Annotated in this window: 11 protein-coding genes; 3 read left to right on the top strand and 8 right to left on the bottom strand. The window is 63.5% G+C overall.

Annotated elements, in window-relative coordinates; translation table 11 throughout:
• Positions 1–121: 121 nt before the first annotated feature.
• The 7 genes from tuf to rpoB all read right to left on the bottom strand — a co-directional run bounded on the left by tuf (position 122) and on the right by rpoB (position 12,799).
• The gene (gene tuf / locus B5G43_RS08475) at positions 122–1,321 is read right to left on the bottom strand and encodes an elongation factor Tu (protein WP_087260214.1); all 1,200 of its coding nucleotides are present in this window, start codon (positions 1,319–1,321) and stop codon (positions 122–124) included.
• A 112-nt stretch (positions 1,322–1,433) separates the two neighbouring features.
• On the bottom strand, positions 1,434–3,539 hold the full coding sequence (gene fusA, locus B5G43_RS08480; protein WP_087260216.1) for an elongation factor G: 2,106 nt from the start codon (positions 3,537–3,539) through the stop codon (positions 1,434–1,436).
• A 15-nt stretch (positions 3,540–3,554) separates the two neighbouring features.
• Positions 3,555–4,025 carry a 30S ribosomal protein S7 gene (gene rpsG, locus B5G43_RS08485; protein ID WP_204244544.1) on the bottom strand — a complete coding sequence of 157 codons (471 nt, stop codon included), beginning with the start codon at positions 4,023–4,025 and terminating at the stop codon, positions 3,555–3,557.
• A gap of 213 nt (positions 4,026–4,238) precedes the next feature.
• Positions 4,239–4,673: a 30S ribosomal protein S12 gene (gene rpsL, locus B5G43_RS08490; protein WP_087260221.1), complete on the bottom strand. Its 435-nt coding sequence runs from the start codon at positions 4,671–4,673 to the stop codon at positions 4,239–4,241.
• Between the two features lie 75 nt (positions 4,674–4,748).
• A complete protein-coding gene (locus B5G43_RS08495) occupies positions 4,749–4,991 on the bottom strand; it encodes a ribosomal L7Ae/L30e/S12e/Gadd45 family protein (RefSeq protein WP_087260223.1) in 243 nt (80 codons plus the stop codon).
• A 243-nt stretch (positions 4,992–5,234) separates the two neighbouring features.
• Positions 5,235–9,065 carry a DNA-directed RNA polymerase subunit beta' gene (gene rpoC, locus B5G43_RS08500; protein WP_087260225.1) on the bottom strand — a complete coding sequence of 1,277 codons (3,831 nt, stop codon included), beginning with the start codon at positions 9,063–9,065 and terminating at the stop codon, positions 5,235–5,237.
• 23 nt (positions 9,066–9,088) lie between these two features.
• Complete coding sequence (rpoB, locus tag B5G43_RS08505) at positions 9,089–12,799, bottom strand: DNA-directed RNA polymerase subunit beta (RefSeq protein ID WP_087260227.1); 3,711 nt, start codon at positions 12,797–12,799, stop codon at positions 9,089–9,091.
• Positions 12,800–13,218: 419 nt separating this feature from the next.
• Between rpoB and B5G43_RS08510 the strand changes: the two genes are divergently transcribed.
• Complete coding sequence (locus B5G43_RS08510) at positions 13,219–14,580, top strand: conjugal transfer protein TraL (RefSeq protein ID WP_087260229.1); 1,362 nt, start codon at positions 13,219–13,221, stop codon at positions 14,578–14,580.
• A 33-nt stretch (positions 14,581–14,613) separates the two neighbouring features.
• Here B5G43_RS08510 and pepT read toward each other — a convergent pair whose 3' ends face one another.
• Positions 14,614–15,837, bottom strand: coding sequence for a peptidase T (gene pepT, locus B5G43_RS08515; RefSeq protein ID WP_087260232.1), 1,224 nt, complete (start codon positions 15,835–15,837; stop codon positions 14,614–14,616).
• 128 nt (positions 15,838–15,965) lie between these two features.
• On the opposite strand from pepT, the gene B5G43_RS08520 reads away from it, so the two are divergent.
• Both B5G43_RS08520 and B5G43_RS08525 read left to right on the top strand, forming a co-directional pair.
• A complete protein-coding gene (locus B5G43_RS08520; protein WP_087260234.1) occupies positions 15,966–16,901 on the top strand; it encodes an alpha/beta hydrolase in 936 nt (311 codons plus the stop codon).
• Positions 16,902–16,987: 86 nt separating this feature from the next.
• The gene (locus B5G43_RS08525) at positions 16,988–17,197 is read left to right on the top strand and encodes a DUF378 domain-containing protein (protein ID WP_087260237.1); all 210 of its coding nucleotides are present in this window, start codon (positions 16,988–16,990) and stop codon (positions 17,195–17,197) included.
• Positions 17,198–17,226 lie beyond the last annotated feature (29 nt).

Below are 17,226 nucleotides of genomic sequence, written 5' to 3' on the forward strand. Positions count from 1 at the left end.
CCTCCTTTCTGAGAGGTTCGTTCTAGTTTACCATATTCCCGCCGAAAGGGCAAGCGTCCCTGCCCCGGTGACAAAAAAAGAGGAGCAGCCCTGTTGGGCTGCTCCTCTGAGGGAGTTTAAATTACTCCTCGATGTCGATGACGACGCCGGAGCCAACGGTACGGCCGCCCTCGCGGATAGCGAAGCGCAGGCCCTTCTCGATGGCGATGGGGGTGATCAGCTCGACCTTCATGTCGACGTTATCGCCAGGCATGCACATCTCGGTGCCCTCGGGCAGGGTGATGACGCCGGTAACGTCGGTGGTACGGAAGTAGAACTGGGGACGATAGTTGTTGAAGAAGGGGGTGTGACGGCCACCCTCGTCCTTGCTCAGGACGTACACCTGGCCCACGAACTTGGTGTGGGGGTGGATGGAGCCGGGCTTACACAGAACCTGGCCACGCTCGATGTCGGTCTTGGACACGCCGCGCAGCAGGCAGCCAGCGTTATCACCGGCCTCGATGAAGTCCAGGGTCTTGCGGAACATCTCCATGGAGGTGACGACGGTCTTCTTCTTCTCGTCGGTCAGGCCCACGATCTCGACTTCCTCGCCGGCCTTCAGCTGGCCACGCTCGACACGGCCAGTGGCCACGGTGCCGCGGCCGGTGATGGTGAAGACGTCCTCGACGGGCATCAGGAAGGGCATGTCGGCCTTACGGTCGGGAGTGGGGATATAGTTGTCGACAGCGTCCATCAGCTCCTTGATGCAGGCGAAGTCGGGATCGTCCACGCCGCCCTCGCAGGTCAGAGCGTTCAGAGCGGAGCCCTTGATGACGGGGATCTCGTCGCCGGGGAACTCATAGCCGGTCAGGGTCTCGCGGACCTCCATCTCGACCAGCTCCAGCAGCTCCTCGTCGTCGACCTGATCACACTTGTTCAGGAACACGACGATGGCGGGCACGCCGACCTGACGGGCCAGCAGGATGTGCTCCTTGGTCTGAGCCATGGGGCCGTCGGTGGCGGCGATGACCAGGATAGCGCCGTCCATCTGAGCAGCGCCGGTGATCATGTTCTTGATATAGTCGGCGTGGCCCGGGCAGTCAACGTGAGCGTAGTGACGGGCGTCGGTCTCGTACTCGACGTGAGCGGTGTTGATGGTGATGCCGCGCTCGCGCTCCTCGGGAGCCTTGTCGATGCTGGAGTAGTCCTCGTACTGAGCCTGACCCTTCAGAGCCAGATACTTGGTGATAGCGGCGGTCAGGGTGGTCTTGCCGTGGTCAACGTGGCCGATGGTGCCGATGTTGACATGGGGCTTGGTGCGCTCAAACTTCTGCTTAGCCATGTTTGATTAGCCTCCTTGAATCGGTTGTAAATGAATTTGGGGTTGTTGCCCAATGATGATGCTATTTTATCCTACTGTGGGACAAAATGCAACCTCATTTTTACGCAGTCGATCAGTCGTCCCGACGGCCGCGCTCGGCAATGATCTTCTCAGCGATGTTCTTGGGCACTTCCACGTAGCTGTGGGGCTCCATGGAGTACTGGCCACGGCCCTGAGTGCGGGAACGCAGGTCAGTGGCGTAGCCGAACATCTCGCTCAGGGGCACCAGGGCGTCGATAGCCTGGGCGCCGGGGCGGGCCTCCATGCCCTGGATCTGGCCACGGCGAGCGTTCAGGTCGCCGATGACGTCGCCCATATAGTCCTCGGGGACGATGACGTCCACCTTCATGATGGGCTCCAGGAGCACAGCGCCGGCCTTGCGGCAGGCCTCCTTGAAGGCCATGGAGCCGGCGATCTTAAAGGCCATTTCAGAGGAGTCGACCTCGTGATAAGAGCCGTCGTACAGGGTGACCTTCACGTCCTCCACGGGGTAACCGGCCAGAACACCGGCCTGCATGGCGCCCTGAATACCGGCGTCGACAGCAGGGATATACTCCTTGGGGATGGCGCCGCCCACGATGGAGTTGACAAACTCGTAGCCCTTGCCGGACTCGTTGGGCTCCACACGGATCTTGACGTGACCGTACTGGCCCTTACCGCCGGACTGACGGGCATACTTGGTGTCCTGCTCCACGCTCTTGCGGATGGTCTCCTTGTAGGCAACCTGGGGAGCGCCCACGTTGGCCTCGACCTTGTACTCACGCAGCAGACGGTCGACGATGATCTCCAGGTGCAGCTCGCCCATGCCGGCGATGATGGTCTGACCAGTCTCCTCGTCGGTGTAGGTCTTGAAGGTGGGGTCCTCCTCAGCCAGCTTGGCCAGAGCGATGCCCATCTTCTCCTGACCAGCCTTGGTCTTGGGCTCGATGGCCACGCGGATAACAGGCTCGGGGAACTCCATGGACTCCAGGATGATGGGAGCCTTCTCGTCGCACAGAGTGTCGCCGGTGGTGGAATTCTTCAGGCCGATGACGGCGGCGATGTCGCCGGAGTACACGGTCTCGATGTCCTCACGGTGGTTGGCGTGCATCTGCAGGATGCGGCCGATACGCTCACGCTGCTTCTTGGTGGAGTTGAGCACGGTGGTACCGGTGTTCAGCACGCCGGAGTACACACGGATGAAGCTCAGACGGCCCACGAAGGGATCGGTGGCGATCTTGAAGGCCAGAGCGGAGAAAGGAGCGTTGTCGTCGGCGGGACGCTCGTCCTCCTCCTCGGTGTCGGGATTCACGCCCTTGATGGCGGGAATGTCCAGAGGAGAGGGCATATAGTCCACGATGGCGTCAAGCAGCTTCTGCACGCCCTTGTTCTTGTAGGAAGTACCGCAGACCACGGGAACCAGCAGGTTCTCGATGGTGCCCTTACGCAGGGCGGCGCGGATCTTCTCCTGAGGGATGGGCTGCTCCTCCAGGGCCAGCTCCATGATCTCGTCGTCGATGTCAGCGACAGCGTCGATGAGCTTGGTGCGGTACTCCTGGGCCAGCTCCATCATGTCGGCGGGGATCTCCTCCACGCGCATATCCTTGCCCATGTCATCGTAGTAGATGTCAGCGTCCATCTCCACCAGGTCGATGATACCCTTGAAGGTCTCCTCCTTGCCGATGGGGAGCTGGATGGGCACGGCGTTACACTTCAGGCGGTCGTGGATCATGTTGAGCACGTTGTAGAAGTCAGCGCCCATGATGTCCATCTTATTGACGTAGATCATGCGGGGGACCTTGTAGTGGTCGGCCTGACGCCACACGGTCTCGGACTGAGGCTCAACGCCGCCCTTGGCGCACATGACGGTCACGGAGCCGTCCAGCACGCGCAGGGAGCGCTCCACCTCGACGGTGAAGTCCACGTGGCCCGGGGTGTCGATGATGTTGATACGGGTCTGGGGGAACTGATCCTTGGTTCCCTTCCAGTAGCAGGTGGTGGCGGCGGAGGTGATGGTGATGCCGCGCTCCTGCTCCTGAGCCATCCAGTCCATGGTGGCGGTACCATCATGGGTCTCACCGATCTTGTAGTTAACACCGGTGTAGAACAGGATACGCTCGGTCGTGGTGGTCTTACCGGCATCGATGTGAGCCATGATGCCGATGTTACGGGTATTCTGCAGGGTAACCTTTCTAGCCATATGCTGTTACCCTCCTTACCAGCGGTAGTGAGCGAAGGCCTTGTTGGACTCGGCCATCTTGTGGGTGTCCTCGCGCTTCTTCACGGCGGAACCCAGGTTGTTGGCGGCGTCCATGATCTCGCCGGCCAGGCGCTCCTTCATGGTCTTCTCGCTGCGGGCGCGAGCATAAGTGGTCAGCCAGCGCAGACCCAGGGTCTGACGGCGCTCAGGACGAACCTCGATGGGCACCTGGTAGGTGGCGCCGCCGACACGGCGAGCCTTGACCTCCAGGGACGGCATGATGTTCTCCAGAGCGGTGGTGAAGACCTCCAGAGGATCCTTCTCGGTCTTCTCCTTGATGATGTCGAAAGCGCTGTAAACCACCTTCTGGGCCACGCCCTTCTTGCCATCCAGCATGATGCTGTTGACGAGCTTGGTCACCAGAACGGAGTTATAGAGCGGGTCGGGCAGAACCTCCCGCTTGGGTACATTACCTCTTCTGGGCACTTTGCTTCCCTCCTTCATAGTATGATTTCATAGGTACTCGAAGATCCCCACGAGGGGGGACCCCCGTGTAAGACAAGTGCCTGCTTGTCCAGTGCCTTTCCGAGGTCTACCCTTATATGGTAAACGCTCGGCAAGGCGATGTGCCTTGCGCGCATGCGCATAGTGCATTTCAGTGTCCGGCGCTATGCCGGAAGTCGTACGGAGTGCGGAGAATTACTTCTTCGCGCCGCCCTTGCCGGCCTTGGGCCGCTTGGCGCCGTACTTGGAACGGCCCTGCATACGGCCGTTGACGCCCTGGGTGTCCAGAGTGCCGCGGATGATGTGGTAACGAACACCGGGCAGGTCCTTGACACGGCCGCCACGGATCATGACCACGGAGTGCTCCTGCAGGTTGTGGCCGACACCGGGAATGTAGGCGGTGACCTCGTAACCGTTGGTCAGACGCACACGGGCGATCTTACGCAGAGCGGAGTTCGGCTTCTTAGGAGTGGCCGTACGGACCGCGGTGCAGACACCTCTCTTCTGGGGAGAGGGCAGATCGGTCTCCTTGTTCTTCAGGGTGTTCAGGCCATACTGCATGGCAGGAGAATTGGACTTGTAGGTCGCCTGCTCACGGCCCTTGCGGACGAGCTGGTTAAAAGTAGGCATGAAGTGGTTCCTCCTTTCTTTGAGTGATACATAAATTTATTTTAACCAAATGACCCGGAGATCATTCAGCTAAAATCAACGCAGCAACGCGGCGACGGCGGAGCCCACCGCGATGCCGCAGGCGGAACCCAGATCCTTCATGCGTTCCACCCGCTCCACAGGGACGCTGCGCTCCCGGCACATGGCCTCCACGGGCTCGATGACCCGGGGGTCGGCGTCCTCGGCCAGATAGACCCGGGCGGCAGTCCCGTCGCCCAGCGCGCGCTTGGTCTGCTTCGCGCCCACGACCTTGCGGCCGCTCTTCAGTTCGTTGAGCATCCCCACGCGCCTCCTTTTTTCTTCCCAGCAGAGCCGGTTCAGGTCGGGTCGATCCTGCGCAGTTTTTCAGTCCCGCGCAATTTTGGATTATACCATATGGATACTCACTCGTCAAGCAGAAAAGAGCCCGGAATTTCCCTTTTTTCAGCTTCACTCTCCGTCAAAGTATCCAGTCTCCGCCGGAGTATGCAAAAGGGGGCGCGCCGGGTCTGCGGCACGCCCCCTGTTCAGGACTTTGCTGGATCAGTCGGCCTCGCCGGACTCATCCTCCCCCTCCAGGGTGATGGAGAGGATCTCGTCCTCGGCGGGAGCTTCCTCCATGGGCTCAGCCTCCGCCTCGGCGGCGTGGTCGTGCTCATGCTCATGCTCGCAGCCGCAGGGGCACTCGTCCTCGATCTTATCGTACTTGCGATAGATGGACAGGCCGGAGCCGGCGGGGATGAGCTTACCGATGATAACGTTCTCCTTCAGGCCCAGCAGGTGGTCCACCTTACCCTTGATGGCGGCCTCGGTCAGGACCTTGGTGGTCTCCTGGAAGGAGGCGGCGGACAGGAAGGACTCGGTGGCCAAACTGGCCTTGGTGATACCCATCAGCAGGCGGGTGGCGGTGGGGAGCCGCAGCTCCATACCGTCGTTGGTCTCACCGGCGTCGATGCGCTTCTGCACCGCGTCGCGGGCGTCCTCGAACTCGATGAGCTCGATGGTGGAGCCGCTCAGCAGGTCGGAATCGCCGGCGTCCTCCACGCGGACCTTCCGCATCATCTGGCGGCAGATGACCTCGATGTGCTTGTCGTTGATATCAACGCCCTGCTGACGGTAGGGCTTCTGCACTTCGCGGATCAGGTAGTCGTACACGGCGTGGACACCGCGGATGCGGATGACGTCCTGGGGATACAGGGCGCCCTCAGTGAGGGCGAAGCCCTTCTCCACCACCTCGCCGTGCTTGGCGCGGATGCCCGCGCTGTACGGCAGAGAATAGGTGACGGTCTCGCCGTCGTCGGCGGTGATGGTGAGGTTGCACAGCGCGTTGCGCTTGGTCTCCTCGATGGACACCCGGCCGCCGATCTCGGCCAGCTGGGCCATCTTCTTGGGACGGCGGGACTCGAACAGCTCCTCAACACGGGGAAGACCCTGAGTGATATCGCCGCCGGCGACGCCGCCGGTGTGGAAGGTACGCATGGTCAGCTGGGTACCGGGCTCACCGATGGACTGGGCGGCGATGATGCCGACCGCCTCGCCGGGGCCGACGGGCTCGCCAATGGCCAGGTTCATGCCGTAGCACTTGGTACACACGCCGCTGCGGGCACGGCAGGTCAGCACGGAGCGGATCTTCACCTCGTGGATGCCGTGGGCCTCCAGGAGGTCGGCGTCGGCGGGGACCATCAGGCGGTCCTTGGAGATGAGCACCTCGCCGGTGACGGGATCGCAGATGTCGTCCACGGGATAGCGGCCCTTCAGGCGCTCGCCGAAGGTCTCGATGACCTGGCCGTTCTCGCTGATCTCGCTGACCATGATGCCGTCGTCGGTACCACAGTCGTGCTCGCGGATGATGACCTCCTGGGACACGTCCACCAGACGGCGGGTCAGGTAACCCGAGTCGGCGGTACGCAGAGCCGTATCGGCCATGCCCTTACGGGCGCCTCGGCTGGAGATGAAGTACTCCAGGACGGACAGACCCTCACGGAAGTTGGACTTGATGGGGATCTCGATGGTGCGGCCGGAGGTATCGGCCATCAGGCCGCGCATACCGGCCAGCTGACGGATCTGGGCGGAGCTACCACGGGCGCCAGAGTCGGCCATCATCCAGATAGGATTGTAGCGGTCCAGGCCGGCCATCAGGGCGTCAGAGACCGCGCCGGTGGTCTTTTCCCAGGCCTCAACGACCAGGCGGTAGCGCTCCTCGTTGGTCAGGAAGCCGCGCTTGTACTGCCGCTCGATCTTGACGATCTCCTTCTCGGTGTCGGCGATGAGGCCGTACTTCTTCTCGGGGATGGTCATGTCGTAGATGGAGACGGTCAGAGAGCCGCGGGTGGAGAACTTGTAGCCCTTGGCCTTGATGACGTCCAGCACGCGTGCGGACTCGGTGAAGCCGTGCTTGGTGATGCAGCGGTCGATGATCTTGCCCAGCTGCTTCTTGCCGGTGATGAAGTTGATCTCGGGATCGAACATGGTCTCGGGGTTCGTGCGGTCCACGAAGCCCAGATCCTGGGGGATGCCCTCGTTGAAGATCAGGCGGCCCACGGTGGTGCGCACCATCTTGTGCTGCTCCACGCCGTCCACCTCCATGGTGCGCTGCACCAGGATGGGCACATGCAGCTCCAGCTCGCCCTCGTCATAGGCCAGGCGGGCGTCGGTATCGCTGCCGTAGCTGGGCAGGCACTCCCGGGGCAGCTCCCCGTCGGGGGTGTTGGCGGCGATGTCGGCCACGGTGGGGATGTCGTCCAGAGAACCGGGGTTGGCCACCCAGATCTTGGCGTCGGGGGTGATGACCCCCTCCTCCAGATCCTTGCGCACGGCGGCGCAGTCGGGATAGACCTCCTCGGGGGTGTGCTCGGGGTAACGCTCGAAGGTCAGGTAGTAGGAGCCCAGCACCATATCCTGAGTCGGCACGGTGACAGGGCCGCCGTCCTGGGGCCGCAGGAGGTTGTTGGCCGAGAGCATGAGCACCCGGGCCTCGGTCTGGGCCTCGGCGGACAGGGGGACGTGGACGGCCATCTGGTCGCCGTCGAAGTCGGCGTTGAAGGCGGTACACACCAGGGGGTGCAGCTTGATGGCGCGGCCTTCCACCAGCACCGGCTCGAAGGCCTGGATGCCCAGGCGGTGCAGGGTAGGCGCGCGGTTGAGCATGACGGGGTGCTCCTTGATGACGAACTCCAGGGCGTCCCACACCTCGGCCTTGCCCTTGTCCACCATCTTCTTGGCGGACTTGATGTTGTTGGCCACGCCGTCCTCCACCAGCTTCTTCATGACGAAGGGGCGGAAGAGCTCGATGGCCATCTCCTTGGGCAGGCCGCACTGGTAGATCTTCAGCTCAGGGCCGACGACGATAACGGAACGGCCGGAGTAGTCGACACGCTTACCCAGCAGGTTCTGACGGAAGCGGCCCTGCTTACCCTTGAGCATGTCGGACAGGGACTTCAGCGCGCGGTTGTTGGCGCCGGTGACGGCGCGGCCGCGGCGGCCGTTGTCGATGAGGGCGTCCACGGCCTCCTGGAGCATGCGCTTCTCGTTGCGCACGATGATGTCAGGGGCGTTGAGCTGGATGAGGCGCTTGAGGCGGTTGTTGCGGTTGATGACGCGGCGGTAGAGATCGTTCAGGTCAGAGGTGGCGAAGCGGCCGCCGTCCAGCTGGACCATGGGGCGGATCTCGGGGGGGATGACCGGCAGCACGTCAATGATCATCCACTCGGGCTTGTTGCCGGAGATGCGGAAGGCGTCCACCACCTCCAGGCGCTTGACGATGCGGGCCTTCTTCTGGCCGGAGGCCTCCTTCAGCTCGGCGCGGAGCTGCTCGGAGAGCTGCTCCAGGTCGATGTCCTGGAGGAGCTTCTTGATGGCCTCGGCGCCCATGCCGGCCTCAAAGTCGTCCTCGTACTTCTCCCGCATGTCGCGGTACTCCTTCTCGGAGAGGATCTGGTTCTTGGCCAGAGGAGAGAAGCCGGGGTCGGTGACGATATAGCTGGCGAAGTACAGGACCTTCTCCAGGATGCGGGGGGAGATGTCCAGCAGCAGGCCCATCCGGGAGGGGATGCCCTTGAAGTACCAGATGTGGCTCACGGGCGCGGCCAGCTCGATGTGGCCCATGCGCTCACGGCGGACCTTGGCCCGGGTGACCTCGACGCCGCAGCGGTCACAGATCTTGCCCTTGTAGCGGATCTTCTTGTACTTGCCGCAGTGGCACTCCCAGTCCTTGGTGGGGCCAAAGATGCGCTCGCAGAACAGGCCGTCCCGCTCCGGCTTCAGGGTCCGGTAGTTGATGGTCTCCGGCTTCTTGACCTCGCCGTAGGACCACTCACGGATCTTCTCCGGGGAGGCGATACCGATCTGGATGGCATCAAATTCAGCGTAACTCATGGATTATGATTCCTCCCTCTCTCTTACATATCCTGATCGTCCAGGAACGAGTCGTCGTTGTCGGACTCCACGGCGGCGGCGCTGACACCCAGGTCATCGTCGTCGCTCTCCTCCTTCATGGTGAAGCCGGCGGCGGCAAACTCCGACTCGGAGTCGTTGTCCCGGTAGCTGTAGAAATCGTCGTCGTCCCGGATGCGGTCGGGCTGATAGGTATCCTCGTCGTCCTCCTTCAGCTCGATCTCGGCGCCGTGCTCGTCCAGGACCTTGATGTCCAGGCACAGGGACTGCAGCTCCTTGACCAGAACCTTGAAGGACTCGGGCACGCCGGGCTTGGGCACGTTGTGGCCCTTGACGATGGCCTCGTAGGTGCGGACACGGCCGGTGACGTCGTCGGACTTGACAGTGAGGATCTCCTGCAGGGTGTAGGCCGCGCCGTAAGCCTCCAGGGCCCACACCTCCATCTCGCCGAAGCGCTGGCCGCCGAACTGGGCCTTGCCGCCCAGAGGCTGCTGGGTGACCAGGGAGTAGGGGCCGGTGGAACGGGCGTGGATCTTATCATCCACCAGGTGGTGCAGCTTGAGGAAGTAGACGTAGCCCACGGTGACGCGGTTATCGAACCGGTCGCCGGTGCGGCCGTCGTACAGCCAGCTCTTGCCGTCGGGAGAGAGGCCGGCCATGGTGAGGACCTCGGCGATGTCCTTCTCGTCGGCGCCGTTGAAGATGGGGGTGGCCACCTTCCAGCCCAGGGTCCGGGCGGCGTAGCCCAGATGGACCTCCAGCACCTGACCGATGTTCATACGGGAAGGCACGCCCAGGGGGTTCAGCACGATGTCCAGCGGAGTGCCGTCGGGCAGGAAGGGCATATCCTCCTGGGGCAGGATGCGGGACACGACACCCTTGTTACCGTGACGGCCGGCCATCTTGTCGCCCACAGAGATCTTACGCTTCTGGGCGATGTAGACGCGGACCACCTCGTTGACGCCGGGGGACAGCTCGTCGCCGCCCTCGCGGGTAAAGACCTTCACGTCCACGATGATGCCGCTCTCGCCGTGGGGCACCTTCAGAGAGGTGTCGCGGACCTCGCGGGCCTTTTCACCAAAGATGGCGCGCAGCAGACGCTCCTCGGCGGTGAGGTCGGTCTCGCCCTTGGGGGTGACCTTGCCCACCAGGATGTCGCCGGAGCGGACCTCGGCGCCCACGCGGATGATGCCGCGCTCGTCCAGGTCCTTCAGGGCGTCCTCGCCCACGTTGGGGATGTCCCGGGTGATCTCCTCGGGCCCCAGCTTGGTGTCGCGGCTCTCGGTCTCGTACTCCTCGATGTGGATGGAGGTAAAGACGTCCTCCTTGACCATGCGCTCGTTGAGCAGGATGGCGTCCTCGTAGTTGTAACCTTCCCAGGTCATGAAGCCCATGAGGATGTTCTTGCCCAGGGCGATCTCGCCGTTGGAGGTGGAGGGGCCGTCCACGATGACCTCGCCCTTCTCCACCCGCTGGCCCACGTTCACGATGGGCCGCTGGTTGATGCAGGTGCCGTGGTTGGAACGGAGGAACTTGGTCAGCTTATACTCCTTGCTGCCCAGGCTGTCGTACCGCACGGTGACGTACTGAGCGGAGACCTTGGTCACCACGCCGTCCTCCTCGGCCAGAATGGCGATCTCAGAGTCCACGCAGTTCTTGTGCTCCTGACCGGTGGCCACGATGGGGGCCTCGGTGGTCAGCAGAGGCACGGCCTGACGCTGCATGTTGGCGCCCATCAGAGCACGGTTGGCGTCGTCGTTCTGCAGGAAGGGGATCATGGCGGTTGCCACCGACACCATCATCTTGGGGGAGACGTCGATATAGTCTACCTGATCCTTGGCCACCGACACGATCTCGTTGCGGTGACGGCAGGTGATGCGCTCGTTGATGAAGCAGTTGTTCTCGTCCACGGGCTCGGTGGCCTGGGCGATGGTGAAGGCGTCCTCCACGTCGGCGGTCATATACTCGATCTCGTCGGTGACGTGGCCGGTGGCCTTATCCACCTTGCGGTAGGGGGCCTCGATGAAGCCGTACCGGTTCACCCGGGCGTAGGAGGCCAGGTAGGAGATCAGGCCGATGTTGGGACCTTCGGGGGTCTCGATGGGGCACAGGCGGCCGTAGTGGGAGTAGTGAATATCACGCACGTCGAAGGAGGCGCGGTCACGGCTCAGACCGCCGGGGCCCAGGGCGGACAGACGGCGCTTGTGGGTCAGCTCGGCCAGAGGGTTGGTCTGGTCCATGAACTGGCTCAGAGGGGAGGAGCCGAAGAACTCCTTGATGGCGGCGGTGACGGGGCGGATGTTGATGAGGCTCTGGGGGGTGACGATGTCCAGATCCTGGATGGTCATGCGCTCCCGGATCACCCGCTCCATGCGGCTGAAGCCGATGCGGAACTGGTTCTGCAGCAGCTCGCCCACGCAGCGCAGGCGGCGGTTGCCCAGGTGATCGATGTCATCGGGGGTGCCCACGCCGAAGGCCAGGGCGTTCAGGTAGTTGATGGACGCCATGATGTCGTCCACGATGATGTGCTTGGGGATGAGGTCGTCCAGGTGGTCCTTGACGGCGTCCTTCAGGTCCTCGCCGGAGAACTGCTCCATCAGCTCCTGCAGGACGGTGAAGCGCACCTTCTCGGTGACGCCGCACTCCTCGGGGTCAAAGTCCACGAACTTGGACATGTCCACCATGTGGTTGCCGAACACCCGCACCTGGGTGCCGTCCACGTCCACCACGGCCTCGTTGACACCCTTGGCCTCCAGCTCCATGGCCCGCTCGCGGGTCAGGGTCTCGCCGGGCTCGGCCAGGATCTCGCCGGTGGTGGGGTCCACCACGGGCATGGCCAGCTTCTGGTTGGTCAGACGGGGGCCCATGGCCAGCTTCTTGTTGAACTTGTAGCGACCCACGGCGGACAGGTCGTAGCGCCGGGGGTCAAAGAAGAGGGCGTTCAGCAGGCTCTCGGCGGAGTCCACCGTGGGGGGCTCGCCGGGACGCAGCTTGCGGTAGATCTCCAGCAGGGCCTCCTCATAGGTCTTGCAGGTGTCCTTCTCCAGAGTGGCCAGGATGCGGGGATCCTCGCCGAACATCTCCACGATCTCCGCGTCGGTGCGGGGACCCACCGCCCGGATCAGGCAGGTGATGGGGAGCTTGCGGTTCTTGTCGATGCGGACATAGAACACGTCGGACAGGTCGGTCTCATACTCCAGCCAGGCGCCCCGGTAGGGGATCACGGTGGAGGCATAGGTGACGTTGCCGGCCTTGTCCTCGGTGCGGGAGTAGTAAATGCCGGGGGAGCGCACGATCTGGGAGACGATGACACGCTCGGCGCCGTTGATGACGAAGGTGCCGGCCTGAGTCATGATGGGGAAATCTCCCATGAAGATCTCCTGCTCCTTGATCTCCTCGGTCTCTTTGTTGCGCAGGCGCACCCGGACCTTGATGGGAGCGGCGTACGTGGCGTCCCGGGCCTTGCACTCCTCCACGTTGTACTTGGGCGGCTCGTCCATGGAGTAATCCGTGAAGGAGAGCTCCAGATTGCCGGCGTAGTCGGTGATGCAGGACACATCCTTGAACACCTCACGCAGTCCCTTGTCCAGGAACCACTGATAAGAGTGCTTCTGCACCTCCAGCAGGTTGGGCATCTCCAGGATCTCCTGGTGGCGGGCGAAACTCTTCCGGGGCGTCCTGCCGTAGTAGACGTCTTTGATCCTGTCTGTGACCATTCGAATGACCATTCCTTTCCCTTAGCGTCTTGGCCGCGGCGGCGGCTCTGTCCTGGCGGTCCTGTCTGGAGTACCCTCCAAACTTTTCGGTCGTCCGCCCTCCTCACGGGCGGATATCGCATCCGTTCCGGGGGTTTTGGGCCCCCTCTACCTCATAGCTCCCGGCATTTTGTCCAAACGGGCCGTGCTCCGCGAACTCGATACGCCCGAGCACGTTTACATTTTGTCTCCCGTTTCTCTTGCGGCGTGGGCCGGAAGCTGGTATACTCTGAAGTACCGTGGGAGGGTGCTGGAATCGGAGCCTTTGGCTATAAGAGCATTTTATTGTACCATGCCCTTCCCGGTCCGTCAAGCCCTTTCCCCCGGTCCGGAGTGATTTCCGGGCTTTTTTTATATCTTTTTTCAGGAGGTCCTGCTCCATGTCTCCTTCTCTCACCGCGCCCAGGCCGGTGTGCGTGTCCTGCGCCGCCGGCGGTGGGGCGCTTTTGCTGCTCGCGCTCCTCTGGAGCGGCAAGTGGACCCAGGGCACACTCCCGGTCCGGCTGGCCGCGGGCCTCTTCCTGTTGGCGCTGGCCCTGCTGGCGGTGCTGCTGCTGGTCCGGGCGGGCCTGAAGCAAAACGGCCTGCTCCTGGCCCTCCTCCCCATCGGCGTTGCCTTCTTTGTCCGTGCGGCGTGCATGGACTATGTGTCCTACGACTACCGGGACTTCCTCTCCCAGTGGGCTGCCTTCTTCCGGGACAACGGGGGCTTCGCCGCCATCAAAGAACAAATCGGAGACTATAACGTCCCCTACCTCTATTTTATGGCCGCCATCTCCTACCTCCCCATGCCGGACCTCTACGCCATCAAGCTCTTCTCCATCCTCTTTGACGTGGTACTGGCCTGGGGCGGGCTGCGTCTGGCCCGGGTTCTGGCTCCGGAGCACCCCGCAGCGGGGTACGCCGCGTTCCTCGCGCTGCTCCTCCTCCCCACTGTGGTGCTCAACGGCTCCTACTGGGGCCAGTGCGACAGCCTGTACGGGGCCCTGGTCCTCCACGCCCTGGCCTGCGTGCTGGACCGGAAGCCGGTCCCCTCGGTGGTGCTGCTGGCGGTGGCCTTCTCCTTTAAATTACAGACCATCTTCCTTATCCCCCTGTGGGGCGCCTTCTGGCTGTGCGGGAAGGTGAAGTTCCGCCACTTGCTGGCCTTCCCCCTCACCTACTTCCTCACCGCCCTCCCCGCCCTGCTGCTGGGCAAGCCCCTGGGGGACATTCTGGGGGTGTATGTGAAGCAGGCCGGGCAGTACGACCAGAAGCTGGTGTTCAACGCCCCCACCCTCTTCGCCCTCCTCCCCTCCACCGTGGAGCTGAGCGAGAGCGCCATGTCCGCCCTGGCCAAGCTGGGCATCGCGGCGGCCTTCGTGCTGTGTCTGATGGTGCTGGGGCTGCTGCTGTGGCGGCGGGAGGACCTGACCGCCCACACCTGGATGGCCGCGGCGGCGGTGCTGGCGGTGGGCATCCCCTACCTGCTGCCCTATATGCACGAGCGGTATTTCTTCCTGGCCGATGTGGTCATCCTGGCCTGGGCCTGCGCCCGGCGGCGCTCTCTGCCCCTGGCCCTGCTGGTGCAGGTGGGGTCCCTGGCCTCCTACGCCGTGTACCTGCGCCTCAAATACAACTTCATTCTCCGCGCCTTCGGGCAGTACTGGGTCATGGCCCTGGAATCTCTGGTGATGCTGGCCGCCCTGGTCGTGGCGCTCCACTTCTTCCTCCGGGCGCTGCAGACCGCTCAGGACGCATAAACGGGTGGGACCGAATCGGTCCCACCCGTTTTCTTACTCGTGTGTCTCCACCGTCACCAGACGGACCAGCACTTCCACCATCTTCTCCAGCGCAAAGACCGGGATGTACTCATGGACGCCGTGGAAATTGGCGCCGCCGGTGCAGAGGTTGGGACAGGGCAGCCCCCGGAAGGACAGCCGTGCCCCGTCGGTGCCGCCCCGGATGGGGCTCTCCTCCGGCGTGATACCGCAGGCCTCCATGGCGGCCCGGGCTTTCAGGATGAGGTACATGTGGGGCTCGATCTTCTCCCGCATGTTGGCGTACTGCTCGGTGATGGTCACCTCTACGGTGCCCTCCCCCCACTGATCGTTGAGCCGGGCGGCGATGGTCCGGAGGGTCTCCTCCCGCTGCTCCAGCCCCTCCCGGGTGAAATCCCGGAGGATGAAGTGGAGCTCCGCCGTGGTCTCGTCTCCGGCGGCATAGCCCAGGTGGTAGAAGCCCTCATACCCCTCGGTGTGGGCGGGGGTCTCCTCCGCCGGGAGCTGCCCCACGAAGGAGTGGGCAATGAGAAGGGCGTTTTTCATCTTGTTCTTGGCCGAGCCCGGGTGGATGTTCACGCCGTGGACGGTGACCACGCCCTTGGAGGCGTCGAAGTTCTCATAATTGAGCTCGCCCAGCTCGCCGCCGTCCACGGTGTAGGCCACCGCCGCGCCGAAGCCCTCCACGTCAAAGCCGTCGGAGCCACGGCCCACCTCCTCGTCGGGGGTGAAGCCCACGGCGATGCGGCCGTGGGGGATCTCCGGGTGGAGGGCCAGATGCTCCACCGCCGAGACGATCTCGGCCACACCGGCCTTGTCGTCCGCCCCCAGCAGGGTCTTGCCGTCGGTGACGATCAGGTCCTTTCCGATGTAGCGGGAGAGGCTCTCGAACTCCTTCGGGTCCAGGGACACCCCGGTCTCCGGGTCCAGCACGATGGTCTCCCCCTCATAGCGCACGATGCGGGGCTTCACGTTGGCCCCTGACGCACTGGGCGAGGTGTCCATGTGGGCGATGAGCCCCATGCAGGGCACCCCCTCGCACCCCGGCGTGGCGGGCAGCCAGCCGTAGACATAGCCCTTCTCATCCATGTGGGCGTTCTGCAGCCCGATGGCGGTCAGTTCCTCCGCCAGGGCCGCGCCCAGCACTTTTTGCTTGGCGGTACTGGGGCTGTCGGTGGAATCCTCGTCCGACTGGGTATCATAGGACACATAATGCAAAAATCGTTCGGTCACCTGCACGGGAGATCGCTTCCTTTCTATGGTCCGCCCCACTTGACGGGCGGGCGGTAACGGGATAGACTGGAATCAGACGGCGCGGTTTGCGCACGGCCTTTTGGATATTGTACCACAGATGAGGTGATTTGACTATGGCAGACTTTCCGGCCTTCTCCTTCCCCTCCAGCGACGGCGTCCACACCGTCCAGGCCGCCCGATGGCTCCCGGAGGGCCCCCCCAGGGGGGTGGTGCAGCTGGTCCACGGCATCTCAGAGCACATGGGGCGCTATGACAACTTCGCCCGCTTCCTCACCGCCCACGGCTTCGCCGTGTGCGGACACGACCACCTGGGCCACGGCCGTACTGCCCGGGGACCGGAGGAGTACGGATTTCTGGGCGAGCGGGACGGCTGGGAGCACCTGGCCCAGGACGTCCGGGCCCTGCGGGTGCGGATGGGGGAAGTGTTTGACGGCGTCCCCTACTTCCTGCTGGGCCACTCCATGGGCTCCTTCGTGGCCCGGACCTACCTCATTCGCTGGCCGGGCACGGTGGACGGGTGCATCCTCTCCGGCACCGGCCAGGAGAAAGCCCCCCTCGTCGCCTTCGGCAAAGCGGTGTCCTCTCTGCTGTGCGCCCTGCGGGGGCCCAACACCCGCAGCGCCCTGGTGACCTCCCTCTCCCTGGGCGCGTACAACCGGCAGTTCCGCCCCAACCGCACCCCCAACGACTGGATCAGCCGGGATGAGGCGGTGGTGGACGCCTACAACGCCGACCCCCTGTGCCGCTTCGTGCCCACGGTGGGCATGTTCCGGGACATGATGGGGGGCCTCCAGTTCATCGGCAGCCCCGCCAACGTCAAACGCATGGACCCCAACACCCCCATTCTGTTCTTCTCCGGCGACCGCGACCCGGTGGGGAGCAACGGCGCGGGCGTGCGCCGGGTGGCCGAGCTCTTCCGGGAGGCCGGTGTGAAGGACCTCACCCTTACCCTCTACCCCGAGGGGCGGCACGAGATGCTCAATGAGCTCAACCGGCAGGCGGTCTACCAGGACGTGCTCGCCTGGCTGGAGGGACACCTCCCCCGTTAAAAATTTTGTACGCGCAAATGCGTATAAAACAGCGGCCACGCGGCTATCCTAGGTCCAGAAACGGATTTTCCGAGGAGGTTTTTCGTATGTTTCTGGACAAAATCGCCCTGATTCTGGTCATCATCGGCGGCCTGAACTGGGGCAGCATCGGCCTGTTCCGCTTTGACCTGGTGGCCTTTCTCTTCGGCGGCTCGGACAGCCTCATCAGCCGCATCGTCTATATCCTGGTGGGCGTGGGCGCCCTGTGGTGCATCTCCCTGCTCTTCCGGGACACCCGCTCCGACAGCCATACCTGATCCCCTCCGGCGGGCCGCAGCTGCGGCCC

It is taken from the genome of Flavonifractor sp. An92, from assembly GCF_002159175.1.
Lineage (GTDB): Bacteria > Bacillota > Clostridia > Oscillospirales > Oscillospiraceae > Pseudoflavonifractor_A.

Bases quoted from the DNA above. Each gene is read 5' to 3' on its own strand.
- tuf (WP_087260214.1), bottom strand. From the start codon at position 1,321: ATGGCTAAGCAGAAGTTTGAGCGCACCAAGCCCCATGTCAACATCGGC.
- fusA (WP_087260216.1), bottom strand. From the start codon at position 3,539: ATGGCTAGAAAGGTTACCCTGCAGAATACCCGTAACATCGGCATCATG.
- rpsL (WP_087260221.1), bottom strand. From the start codon at position 4,673: ATGCCTACTTTTAACCAGCTCGTCCGCAAGGGCCGTGAGCAGGCGACC.
- B5G43_RS08495 (WP_087260223.1), bottom strand. From the start codon at position 4,991: ATGCTCAACGAACTGAAGAGCGGCCGCAAGGTCGTGGGCGCGAAGCAG.
- rpoC (WP_087260225.1), bottom strand. From the start codon at position 9,065: ATGAGTTACGCTGAATTTGATGCCATCCAGATCGGTATCGCCTCCCCG.
- rpoB (WP_087260227.1), bottom strand. From the start codon at position 12,799: ATGGTCACAGACAGGATCAAAGACGTCTACTACGGCAGGACGCCCCGG.
- B5G43_RS08510 (WP_087260229.1), top strand. From the start codon at position 13,219: ATGTCTCCTTCTCTCACCGCGCCCAGGCCGGTGTGCGTGTCCTGCGCC.
- B5G43_RS08520 (WP_087260234.1), top strand. From the start codon at position 15,966: ATGGCAGACTTTCCGGCCTTCTCCTTCCCCTCCAGCGACGGCGTCCAC.
- B5G43_RS08525 (WP_087260237.1), top strand. From the start codon at position 16,988: ATGTTTCTGGACAAAATCGCCCTGATTCTGGTCATCATCGGCGGCCTG.